Below are 11543 nucleotides of genomic sequence, written 5' to 3'. Positions count from 1 at the left end.
TAAAAAGAATACTATGATGATTATTATATCCTGTGGAAACTGTGGAAAACCCTCTTTCTTCCAATTATTCCTCCCTAACTCTCAGCACTTTACGCTTCACCGCACCGTTGATAATAACTTGTGGAAAGTACAATCATAACTCCGCAAGTTATCCACACTACCCCATTCCCTCCTTTTGAAAGAAAAGCCGCTGTTGATAACCCACGCCTTTTCCACATTGTTTTTCGCATGTTTTTCCACCGTTTATGCACGCTTTTCCACACTTTTTCGTGACTTTTCCACACATTCCGTGCTGCAAAAGGTTACCAACAACCATGCAAAAGCCTATCTTTTACCCACCTAATCATAACTTTTTACAATACTAATGGTTATGGTTAGGTGGGTGCGTAAGTCCATGACACAAACTTATGACGGCATGTCGGCAGTCGTCGGCATGGATGTGAATTACAATTGGTTTTCCGCTTCCTTTCGCTCTTCAGTGAGCTTCTGCCGGTATTCTTTGACGAGGTCGGCGAATTGTTGCTCATCCCTTATCTGAGCCTTGTTGATTGCTTCCATTGCGCGTTTGTAGTTCTCGGTGTCATACCGTTTTGGAATCTGTGCCGGAGAGCCTGTCGTGGATAGGAGCAAGAGCAGTATGAGGATTATATTTTTCATTTTGTTTGTTTTTCTGACAATTTGTCAATTTGACAAGTTGTCGGGTAAAACTGAAGAATCCCTCCTGGCATTGGTTGCAGGAGGGATTCTTTTAGCAAGGGCGTGAAGTAGGGAGGTTGAAGGTCTCTTGGATGTCCTTCATCTCCTGGTCTGTCATGCCGTCCGGCTCTGAGCCCATGGACTTGGCACACATATATATGTTGGCAGCCTTGCAGAGTACGTCGGTCTGGTCGAAAGCGTCCATGATGTCGACGCCAACGGCCACTGTGCCGTGCTTTTCCCACATGACCACGTCGTGCTTCTTTATCTGCTCGAGAGTAGCGTCGGCAAGCTCTATGGAGCCCGGCATAGCGTAAGGTACGATACCGATACCCAGCGGAGCAAAGGCGAGGGTCTCAGGAATCATTGACCAGAGCACCTTCGTCATTTCGTTGCCCTTGAGGAAACGCTTGATGTGGGACATGGCCACAAGTTCGATAGGGTGGGTGTGGAGCGTTGCCTTGTAGCAGCTGCCGGAAGCGAGGAGGTAGTCCTGCAGGGCGAGGTGTGAAGGAAGCTCGGATGTTGGAGCGACAGGCTTGTCGGCGATGATTTCGTAGGACGCACAGTCGTCACAGATGCGTATGATTGAACCGTTCTCCATAGGGAAGCGTGCGAGGTCGCGCATGCGCTTTCCTGTGCCTTTTGCGTAGAAGTACTTGCCTTTGAGGTTAGGGAGAACCTTGCCAATCTGCTTTACTGGGGCGATGGCAGGGAGTGCCTTTATCTCGTCGTCCACGAACTCGGTGATGTTCACTGTGATGTTTCCGCCGTTGCGCTCTGCCCAGCCTTTCTGCCAGAGGTAGCCGGTGACTTCAGCGACCTGGTCGATGACAGCCTTAAGTCCCGGACGGTTGTCTAATATTGATTTCATTTTTGTTTTTTTTATTGTTGTTGGTGCATCATGTTGAATCATGTTTTATCATGATGCGGCATGGTTTCATGATTTATCATGATACATCATGATGACCTTATTAATAATTATCGCCGTAGCGTTCTTTTGTTATCTCTTCAAGAGGTTTGCAGCGAGTGTTCGGTGCACCGAGGATGCCCACGATAAGCGATATCACAAGGAGTGCTATCATGCAGTAAGCGGCAATGGTGAAGCCTTCGCCGTTCTCACCGTAGATGAGGGTGAAGATGATGCCCCATACCGCCGACAGTCCGCGGACGATGAAGAACATCAGACCCTGTGCTCCCGCGCGGAACTTCGCAGGGAACAGTTCCGAGCCCCAAAGGGCGTAGAACACCTGCACAGAGCAACCGCCCTGGATGCCCCAGAGTATGCAGAAGGTCCACAGTCCTGCAGGGCCGTTGACGCCGATGCCCACGATGAGAATCCACGCCGCTATCGCAACGAGGAGTCCGAAGACATAGATGAGTTTGTGGCTCATCTTGTCGATGACGAGCGATGTCAGCCATCCGACAAAGACGATGACAGCCCACTGTATGCAGTTCATCATCTGCGATGTCTCGTTCGATACGCCGCCGGCAGTCTCATAGATGTGCGGCTGGAAGAATCCCATTACTGACGCCACGAGGTTCCATGTGAGGTAGATGCCTGCAAGGAATGCGACGGTCTTCACGGCAACCTTGTTGGAGAACAAGACCTTGAAGGAATGAATCATGCCGGTGTCCTCGCCCTTTGCCTTCGCAGCCTCCTTGTTCGCCTTGAATTCAGAGCTTTCCTCAAGCTGCCGCTGGAGGTTCCATGCTATGAAGGCTATGACGAACAGTGTGAAGAACACCACGCGCGAACTGAACACGTTGACAGCCTCCTCGATGCCGGTCACACCGAACATTGCGGCTATCGACTCAACGTAGGAGAACAGTGTGCCGCCCGGTGCGAAGAGCATGCCGAAGAGCAGTATGAAGAACGGTCCCACGCCCCATGACATCTGTGAGATGCAGATGTTGCGGCCGCGGTTGTTGTTCTCCGAACTCTCAGAGATGTATGTCCATGATGCAGGCACGCCGACACCGACAGAGATGCCTGTCAGAAGGAAACCGGCGAGGAGCATAGGGAAATTGACTGAGCACATGACAAGCAGGACGCCGAGCATGTACACCAGAAGGTTATAAGTAAAAATGAACTTTCTGCCGTACTTGTCGGCAAGGAAGCCGCCGATGATTGCGCCCACGGCTGCTCCGAGGCAGTTGGCAGAGATGAAGTTGAGCCATCCGAGGTCAACTTCCGAGAGTCCGAGATACTTCTGCCATAGCGACAAACCACTTGCGCCGGCAACGATTGCGCCGGCGTCAAGGTAGTTGTTAAGGGAGACAGCTATGGTGCTTTTCAGACTGTTGTCTTTTCCTTCCATGGCTGTTTATCTTTTGCTTGTCACTTCAGCAGCGTACTTATCGATGTCAAGCATAAAGTCCTGACCTACAGGGACATCGTTGCGTACGCAGAACTCGTCGTAGACTGCCTGCCAAGGCATAGCCTTCTGCTCTTCGAGGAGAGCGAGCACCTTGTAGCCTTCGCCTGCAAGCTCCAGTTTGCTGATTGTCTCTGTCGGTTCGAGGAGTGCGCGGAGCATGCACTTCTGTGCTGCGCGAGAGCCGATGACGTATGCACCGAGGCGGTTGATAGAGCCGTCGAAGAAGTCCAGTCCGTAGTGCACGCGGTCGAGAGCGCCAGCGCGTACAATCTCGAAGAAGAGCTCCTGAGTTGTGTCGTCCATGATAGTAACATGGTCAGAGTCCCAGCGTACAGGGCGTGACACGTGGAGCATGAGCTCAGGGAGATAAGGGAGAACGGCAGAAACCTTGTCGGCAGGAGATTCTGTCGGATGATAGTGGCCTGTGTCGATAGTGAGGAGCTTGCCCTTCTGTGCAGCGTAAGCTGTGTAGAAGTCGTGAGAACCTACTGTGAATGACTCGAGACCCATGCCGAACACCTTGCCCTCGATGCAGTCCTTCATCATTGGCTGCTCCTTCTCGAAGATAGTGTCGAGTGACTGCTTAAGAAGGTTGCGGTAAAGAGCGTGGTTAACGGACACGTCCTTGCATCCGTCGTGCACCCAGAGGTTCATGATACATGGGTCGCCCTGTGCCTCACCCATGGCGTTGGCGATGTCACGGCAGCGCTTTGTGTGCTCAATCCAGAATTGGCGTGTGCCCTCGTCAGGGTTTGCGAGAGTGAGTGAGCCGGAGCGTGGGTGGCCGAAAGAAGAGGAGTTGAAGTCGAGGAGTGTGTCGTTCTCCTTGCCCCAGTCAATCCATGACTGGAAGTGCTCGACGGTAACTTCGTCACGATCAACAGCCTTGCCCTTGAAGTCGCCGTAGATCTCGTGGAGGTTAAGGCGGTGGTTACCAGGGATGAGTGACTTAGCCTTAAGGATGTCCTGGCGCACTTCGTCAATGTTGCGTGCTGCGCCCGGGCAGTTACCTGTCACTGCGAGACCTGAGCCGAGTTCTGTCTCTTCCTTGACCTCGAAACCGTTCACGTCGTCTGCCTGCCAGCAGTGGAGTGAGAGGTGGAAGTCCTGCAACTGTTTGAGCACTTTTTCTGTGTCGACGCCGATTTCAGCGTAACGTTCTTTCGCGATTTCGTAAGCCTTGGAAATAAGTTCTGCTTTCATTTTTCTTTTGTTAGTTGTTATTTGGTTATTGATTTAATTTTGTTGATGGTTTTGGTCAGTAATGTCAGTAATGTCAATACTGTCAATGGTGACAATATTGTCAATTTTGGATAAGACAGTCAGTACTGACGCAACTGACAATATTGACCTAACTGACAATACTGTCGCAATTTATCTCTTTTCCTCCATCTTGTTGCAGATGCCGAGGAACTTGTTGTAGTTCTCGTCCCAGAGTTCCTCGTCCTTTGGATGATACTCTATGAGTTCGAGGGAGTTGGCGATAATCTTCCTCATCTCCCAGATGTCCTTCACCATGCCGACAGCTTTTGCCTGCACCATGATGTTGCCGAGAGCTGTTCCCTCCTGCGGGCCTGCAAGGACATTGACACCGGTGGCGTTGGCAGTGAACTGGTTCAGGTAGTCGTTCTTCGAACCGCCGCCGATGATGTGCAGCGTTGTGATGTCAAACGATGCGAACTCCTTCAGCCATGTGAACACTTGGCGGTAGCGCAGGGCAAGCGAATCGAAGATGCAGCGGATGACCTCGGCATAGCCCTCAGGCACATGCTGACCCGTCATGCGGCAGTATTCCTTTATCGCCTCCTCCATGTTAGCCGGGTTGGCGAACATCTTGTCGTCAGGGTTTATTATGCTCTGGAATCCCTGAACCTTCATGGCGTTGCCGAAGAGGGTAGGGTAGTCGCTCGGGACAGAGTCGCTCCACTCCTTGCGGCAGCGCTCAAGGAGCCACATTCCGCAGATGTTCTTCAGGAAGCGTGTCGTTCCCTCTATGCCACCCTCGTTGGTGAAGTTCAGCTCATACGACTTGTCATTGATGATGCACTCCTTTGTCTCGATGCCCATCAGCGACCATGTGCCGGAAGAGAGGTAAGCGAACTCCTCGTCCTTGGCAGGCACGGCAGCCACGGCAGAGCCTGTATCATGGCCTGCCACGGCATAGACAGGAACCGCGCCGAGACCTGTCATTTCCTGCACCTCGGCAGTCAGAGTGCCGATGAGTGTGCCCGGCTGCACCATCTTGCCGAACTTTGAGCGTGACAGCCCAAGCGTTGCGAGGAGCTCCTCGTCAAGCTGGCCCGTGCGAGGGTCAAGCAGTTCGGCGGTGGAAGCTATGGTATATTCGCAGACATCGTTGCCTGTGAGCATCCATGAGAGAGCGTCCGGCACGAAGAGAATCTTCGCAGCATTCTCCAGTGCAGAGTTCTCCGCACGGCGCATCGCATAAAGCTGGAAGATGGAGTTGAAGTTCATGAGCTGTATGCCCGTCACGTCGTAAAGTTCCTTCTTTGACTTCACGTTCTTCAGATAGTCCTCCATAGCGGAGAATGTGTGCGGGTCGCGGTACGCCCTCGGGTTGCGCAGGATCTGTCCGTCCTCGCCGATGAACACGAAGTCCACGCCCCATGTGTCGATGCCGATACTCGTAATCTCCAGTCCGCGCTTCGCCACCTCCTTCAGTCCGCGGATAATCTCATTGTAGAGGGCATAGATGTCCCAATAGAACTGTCCGTGGGTCTGTATGAGGTTGTTCGGGAACCGTGTCACCTCCTCGAGGATGACTTTCCCGTCCTTTATGTTTCCGATGATTGTTCTTCCGCTTGTCGCGCCGAGGTCTACGGCGAAGAAATTCTTGTTGTTTTCCATGTCAGTCAGTGTGGTTGTTGCTTATAAAAGATTTATGCCTCGAAAGACAGATGTTTCTCCTTGCAAAGATAATTATTTTATGTCAATTATGAAAGTTTTTTCAAGTTTTTTTTCTTTTTTGCACAAAGTTACATTCGTTTTGTACAAAGTTACAAATGTTTTCTTTGGCAAGACAAGAAAAAGGTGGTATGTCACTATTGATTTTCCAATAGAGACATACCACCGGCCATGAAGTTCATTGCCTGTGTTATGAGTCCAGCAGTCGCTTTATGTCTTCTGCTGACAAGCCTGTGGCAATTGCAATCATGTCAAGACTTGCGCCGGCTTCCTGCATGCGGAGGATAGTGCTCCGCTTCTCCTCTTCACGTCCTTCCATAAGTCCTTCCGCACGCCCTTCTGCACGCCCTTCGATAAGTGCTTCCGCACGCGCTTCAAGCCTTGCCTCGCCCACCGCATGGTCAACCTGCCCGCGAAGGATGAGGATTTCCTTCAAATGGTGGTCATAGTCGCATTTCTCAACTGCGGACATCTTGTCATAACGCATTATCTCGCGTGCCTCCGACAGTCCTGGAGCAGTGGCGTTGTCAGGGATGTCACCATTCTTCAGGAACTCTATCCATTGTTCGATAGGCGTTCTTGCGACATCATTGAAACCATTGACCTTCAATATATAATACTCCGGGAAGATGTCCTTCACCTCACTGACATCGAACATCTCCATTTGGAAAGGCGAAAGGTTGAGCAGCTTGCCGTCGTGGACACCTCGGAACTCCGTGTACCCATGGTAAATGTAGTCATCGCCCTTGCCAAGGTCGAAATAAACAATGTTTATGCTGTAAACCTTCTGCACATTCTCGTAGCCCTCGCCCTTATGGAGATAGTCCTTGATGAGCTGCGATGTGCCGAAAAGCATGCGCTGGAAATAAGCAGTCTCATTGCTGTTCTGCACCTCAATGATGTATTTCTCACCGTTCTCCGCACCGACAAGCATGTCGACACGGTTGTGCTTCTCGTCGTCTCGCTCAACGTTACCCTCGCTTTCAAGCAGGCACTCAATCTTCACCTTCTTTTCCAAAAGCGAGGAAATGAAGCCTTCAAGAACCACGAAGTTAGCCTTTTGCCTGAGTAATTTCTTTATAGCCCAGTCGAATCTGATATAGTTGCCCATGACAGTTTGTTTTTGAAAGATTATGTGCAAATATACGAAATAAATTCCAATAATCAACCAACATCATCGCTTTTTTCAGAACAACAAGGCATTTTTTCCACATTTCTTACACATAAATGAATTTATTTGATTAAATTTGCAGCCGATTAATCTAACACTAAAAACAAAACTAAAAACTAACAAATGTCAACAGTCACTATCATTGTGACAGCATTCTGCATAGGCTATCTGTTCATAGCCTTCGAGGCTGTCACAAAAATCAACAAGGCGGCAATAGCCGTACTCATGTGCGTCGTCTGCTGGACCCTCCTCGCCCTCGGACACGACGGACTCAATCTTCCTCATTTTGAACTCGGTGAGGCCATCGAGAGGAACCTCGGCGAGGCAGGCACCACACTCTTCTTCCTCATGGGCGCGATGACCATCGTCGAGATTGTCGACCAGCACGGCGGCTTCAACTGGGTGCGCTCCGCACTCGCCTCAAGGACAAAACGCTCGCTCCTCTGGAAGATAGCCTTCATGACAGCCATCCTCTCCGCCGTCCTCGACAACCTGACCACGTCCATTGTCATGATCATGATTCTCCGCAAGCTCGTCGAGGACAAGCAGGACCGCATGTGGTACGCCGTCTGCGTCATCATCGCCGCCAACGCCGGCGGAGCCTTCTCACCTATCGGTGACGTGACGACCATCATGCTCTGGAACGGCAAGATGATTACAGCCCTCGGCGTCATCTCCGAAATCATCGTCCCTTCATTCATAGCATTCATCGTGCCGACGGCAGTGATGCAGCTGCACCTCAAGGGCGACCTCCCCGTGGCTGTCCCCGATGAGCGCGAGCAGGGCATCTCCATGGTGACCAAGAAGCAGCGCATGCTCATCTTCATCCTCGGCGTCGGCGGACTCTGCTGCGTGCCTGTGTTCCACACCATCACCGAGCTTCCTGCCTTCATGGGCATCCTCGGAGTCCTCGGCATCCTCTGGGGCGTGACGGAAGTCATCTACCGCAAGCGTGACGAGCACGACCCTATGGCAAAGCGCGTGACACAACTGCTCACACGCATCGACATGGCCACCATACTCTTCTTCCTCGGCATCCTCATGGCAGTGGCGACACTCTCCGAGATAGGTGTGCTCACCGCCCTCGGCGAATGGCTTGACGAGACCATCGGCAACCACTACCTTGTCACGGGAGCCATCGGCGTCCTCTCCTCCATAGTCGACAATGTGCCTCTCGTGGCAGGTGCGATGAAGATGTACATCATCGACCCTGCGGGCGGAGCCTTCGGCGTCGACGGAGTCTTCTGGCAGCTTCTCGCCTACTGTGCCGGTGTGGGCGGCTCGATGCTCATCATCGGCTCTGCCGCCGGCGTGGTGGTCATGGGACTCGAGCGCATCAGCTTCGGCTGGTACATGAAGAACGTCACATGGATAGCCTTTGTGGGCTACCTTGCCGGCATCCTCTGCTACTGGGTGGAGAAGACATATATTTTTTAGGTAAAAGGACAACAGGTCTCCATGCTTTGTCCTTTTCCATCATGGTCATGGAAATATTATATATATAGATGTGACATGAGGTCTGCGAAACCAATCACCTCATAACACTTTTTTTCGGTGAGCATGGCGAAGCTTGACGGTATTCTTTCCGCTTCTGCAACATGAAGAGTATCAGCAAGTTTCGCCATGCCCGCTGATGATGGGGCAACAGGCTTTTTCTATTTGTTGCAGATGCATCCTGCAGGCATTTCTGTACGGGACATGCCATCCTTCATGTCCATAGCGGTAAAAGGTTACGTTTCACGCGGTCAGCCGTTACGTTTTGCACGGTCAAAGGTTACCTTTCGCAGGATAAAAGGTAATCATTGGCACCATGCCTTTTTTTTGCTTGAAAGTATATCTTTTTTTCTTGGAAGCTTGTTTTTTTAAACTTAAAATAAGGATGGCGGAACGTTTCATAAAAAGCACCGTCAAAGGCTGTCTGTTTCCGTTTTGACGAGATTTCCAGCCTTTTGGAGGTGATTTGTGTCAAGAAATTTCGGGGGGGGGAATTTTAACATCTTTATTTTTGTAATATGTGTGATTAATACTAATTTTGCGCCTCGGAAAAAAGGATTCATCATGAAAAGTGTGATTTTTGCATCTTGCAAACCCTGTTTCATAGAGGGTGGAATTTTCCATGTCCGCTTTGGTGTGAAAGAAAGTCAAGGACATCATCAGGTCCAGGAGAGAACGATGATTTTTAGACTGAGAACATAAGAGACAATGATGGTTGGAGCAGAGAAGCAACTGTCATGATTCTTATCGGAAGAGAACTATTAAATTAACATATTCAAAAAACATTCATACATGGATGCCATACTCAAAGTACTTTTGTTATTGTTGAGCATGTTTGCTGTTGCTTCAAGGTCTGAAGCGCAGACTTTTGCCGTGAAGACCAATCTGCTGGACGATGCCGTCCTTGATGTCAGTGTCGGCATGGAGGCAGGGCTTGCCCCTAAGTGGACTCTTGACGTCCCGGTGAGCCTTAACGGATGGACTCTCAGCCATGACCGCAGGTGGAAGCACTGGTCGGTGCAGCCGGGTGCAAGATATTGGTCCTGTGACCGTTTCGCCGGTCATTTTGTCGGGGCACATGTCCATGGCGGACAGTTCAATATAGGAGGCATAGACACAGGATTCAAGCTGTTCGGCACGGATTTCGGCAAGCTGAAGGATACACGTTTCCAAGGATGGTTCGTAGGCGGCGGTGTCAGCTACGGCTATGCATGGCTGCTCGACAAGCACTGGAACCTTGAGGGAGAGTTCGGTTTCGGTTATTCTTATACCCGCTTTGACCAGTACCGTTGCGCCGGATGTGGCAAGAAAGTCAAGTCCGACCGTACCCACCACTATGTCGGTCCCACCAAGGCGGCAATAAATGTTGTTTATCTCTTTTAATCACTCAGTCTATGGCAATGGATAAGATTCTTTTTACATCTCTGGCAGCCATGCTGTCGTTGGGAAGCGTTTGTGCAAAAGATGTGGTAGACAATGTTTCCGTTTCCTCCATGAAGATGGACCGTGAGGGGAGGTTCCTCTCTGTCGATATGACCATGGGGCTTGCAGCCCTCAATGTCGAATCCAACCAATGCGTGCTCCTTACACCGTGGCTTGTCAACGGCAGTGACTCCGTAGCCCTGCCGTCCGTGGCTGTCTACGGCAGGCGCCGGTACTATTATTATCTGCGTAACAATGGCGGGGCGATGATGTCCGGAAGTACGGAGAAGGCTTTCATGGCAAAGGACAAGCCGCAGACTGTCGCCTACCGCGAACTCCTGCCTTATGAAGAATGGATGGACGGCGCCACACTGCGCCTGAGACGCGTTGACGAGGGTTGCTGCCAGAAGGTGCTGCTCGACGAGTACGGAGCAATAGGAAAATACAGTGGCAAATTCTTCCCTGACCTTGTCTACATCAAGCCGGAAGGGACCATCGAAAAGCGCCGCTCGCTCGAAGGGCGCGCATACATTGACTTCCCTGTGGACAGGACGGAAATCCATCCTGAATACCGCCGCAACACCATCGAGCTGGCAGCCATCCGCTCGACCATCGACACCATCCGCAACGACAGTGACGCACGCATCGACACCGTATGGCTTAAAGGCTATGCCTCCCCCGAGAGCCCTTATTCCCACAACCGTGACCTTGCAGTCGGGCGTACAAAGTCGCTGAAGGACTATCTCATGCAGCTCTACAAGTTTGACGGTGTCACCATGCTCACCGACCATGAGCCGGAGGATTGGGAAGGGCTGCGCAAGGCCGTCGCGGAGTCCAACCTCACTCACCGCAGCGAGATACTGGAACTCATTGCAGCAAAGATGAATCCTGACCTTAAGGAGGCAAGAATCAAGCGTCTCTACCCTGCGGACTATAAGTTCATGCTTGCCCATTTCTATCCTGCCTTGCGGCATACGGACTACAGGGTGTCCTATGTGATAAGGTCGTACAACGACCCTCACCAGATTCTTGAAGTGATGAAGAAGAGTCCGCAGAAGCTCGGCCAGAACGAGTTCTATGTCGCTGCGGGAATCCTCACTCCGGGAACGGAAGAGTTCACCGAAGTGTTCGAGACGGCAGTGAAGATGTTCCCTGACGACCCTGTTGCCAATCTCAATGCCGCCAGTGCCGCCATCCGCCGTGGAAACCTTGACATGGCGGAGAAGTATCTCCTTAAGGCCGGCGACTCTCCCGAGGCTCTGTACACAAGAGGTGCCGTAGCCGTCCGCAGGAAGGACTATGCCGCAGCGCGCAGATACCTTGGCGAGGCAAAGCAGGCAGGGCTCGTACAGGCCGGCAGGACTCTGGAAGAGCTGGAAGAGAGGCTTGGGGACAGATAGAAGGAAGAAGATACATTAGATTTTAATAATTACTTTTAAAAAAACAATTGTGAA

At 51.3% G+C, this 11543-nt stretch carries 9 protein-coding genes; 3 read left to right on the top strand and 6 right to left on the bottom strand.

The window, feature by feature from the left end; all coding sequences use genetic code 11:
• Nucleotides 1–444: 444 nt before the first annotated feature.
• From E5358_RS07055 to E5358_RS07030, 6 genes are all read right to left on the bottom strand, one after another.
• Entirely contained in the window at nt 445–657 is a 213-nt protein-coding gene (locus E5358_RS07055; RefSeq protein WP_135939524.1) for a hypothetical protein, read from the bottom strand.
• Between the two features lie 91 nt (nt 658–748).
• Nucleotides 749–1570 carry a rhamnulose-1-phosphate aldolase gene (rhaD, locus tag E5358_RS07050; RefSeq protein WP_135939523.1) on the bottom strand — a complete coding sequence of 274 codons (822 nt, stop codon included), beginning with the start codon at nt 1568–1570 and terminating at the stop codon, nt 749–751.
• A 100-nt stretch (nt 1571–1670) separates the two neighbouring features.
• Complete coding sequence (locus tag E5358_RS07045; protein ID WP_135939522.1) at nt 1671–3017, bottom strand: MFS transporter; 1347 nt, start codon at nt 3015–3017, stop codon at nt 1671–1673.
• Between the two features lie 6 nt (nt 3018–3023).
• Nucleotides 3024–4280: an L-rhamnose isomerase gene (locus E5358_RS07040; protein ID WP_135939521.1), complete on the bottom strand. Its 1257-nt coding sequence runs from the start codon at nt 4278–4280 to the stop codon at nt 3024–3026.
• A 171-nt stretch (nt 4281–4451) separates the two neighbouring features.
• Nucleotides 4452–5945 (bottom strand): rhamnulokinase, encoded by a 1494-nt coding sequence (locus E5358_RS07035; RefSeq protein ID WP_135939520.1) that lies wholly within the window; start codon nt 5943–5945, stop codon nt 4452–4454.
• A gap of 247 nt (nt 5946–6192) precedes the next feature.
• Nucleotides 6193–7113 (bottom strand): Rpn family recombination-promoting nuclease/putative transposase, encoded by a 921-nt coding sequence (locus tag E5358_RS07030; RefSeq protein WP_135939519.1) that lies wholly within the window; start codon nt 7111–7113, stop codon nt 6193–6195.
• 183 nt (nt 7114–7296) lie between these two features.
• Here E5358_RS07030 and nhaD point away from each other — a divergent pair, with 183 nt between their 5' ends.
• From nhaD to E5358_RS07015, 3 genes are all read left to right on the top strand, one after another.
• On the top strand, nt 7297–8610 hold the full coding sequence (gene nhaD / locus E5358_RS07025; RefSeq protein ID WP_135939518.1) for a sodium:proton antiporter NhaD: 1314 nt from the start codon (nt 7297–7299) through the stop codon (nt 8608–8610).
• A gap of 888 nt (nt 8611–9498) precedes the next feature.
• Nucleotides 9499–10050 (top strand): DUF3575 domain-containing protein, encoded by a 552-nt coding sequence (locus E5358_RS07020; protein WP_422121067.1) that lies wholly within the window; start codon nt 9499–9501, stop codon nt 10048–10050.
• 17 nt (nt 10051–10067) lie between these two features.
• Complete coding sequence (locus E5358_RS07015) at nt 10068–11489, top strand: DUF3868 domain-containing protein (protein ID WP_135939516.1); 1422 nt, start codon at nt 10068–10070, stop codon at nt 11487–11489.
• Nucleotides 11490–11543 lie beyond the last annotated feature (54 nt).

Source organism: Palleniella muris, assembly GCF_004792655.1.
In the GTDB taxonomy this organism is placed as follows: Bacteria; Bacteroidota; Bacteroidia; order Bacteroidales; family Bacteroidaceae; genus Prevotella; species Prevotella muris_A.
The sequence above is the reverse complement of the archived record's forward strand: the minus strand, read 5'-3'. Positions and strand labels throughout refer to the sequence as shown.

What these genes read in the sequence shown, in the direction of transcription:
- E5358_RS07055 (WP_135939524.1), bottom strand. Translation starts at nt 657, where the DNA reads ATGAAAAATATAATCCTCATACTGCTCTTGCTCCTATCCACGACAGGC.
- rhaD (WP_135939523.1), bottom strand. Translation starts at nt 1,570, where the DNA reads ATGAAATCAATATTAGACAACCGTCCGGGACTTAAGGCTGTCATCGAC.
- E5358_RS07040 (WP_135939521.1), bottom strand. Translation starts at nt 4,280, where the DNA reads ATGAAAGCAGAACTTATTTCCAAGGCTTACGAAATCGCGAAAGAACGT.
- E5358_RS07045 (WP_135939522.1), bottom strand. Translation starts at nt 3,017, where the DNA reads ATGGAAGGAAAAGACAACAGTCTGAAAAGCACCATAGCTGTCTCCCTT.
- E5358_RS07020 (WP_422121067.1), top strand. Translation starts at nt 9,499, where the DNA reads ATGTTTGCTGTTGCTTCAAGGTCTGAAGCGCAGACTTTTGCCGTGAAG.
- nhaD (WP_135939518.1), top strand. Translation starts at nt 7,297, where the DNA reads ATGTCAACAGTCACTATCATTGTGACAGCATTCTGCATAGGCTATCTG.
- E5358_RS07015 (WP_135939516.1), top strand. Translation starts at nt 10,068, where the DNA reads ATGGATAAGATTCTTTTTACATCTCTGGCAGCCATGCTGTCGTTGGGA.
- E5358_RS07035 (WP_135939520.1), bottom strand. Translation starts at nt 5,945, where the DNA reads ATGGAAAACAACAAGAATTTCTTCGCCGTAGACCTCGGCGCGACAAGC.
- E5358_RS07030 (WP_135939519.1), bottom strand. Translation starts at nt 7,113, where the DNA reads ATGGGCAACTATATCAGATTCGACTGGGCTATAAAGAAATTACTCAGG.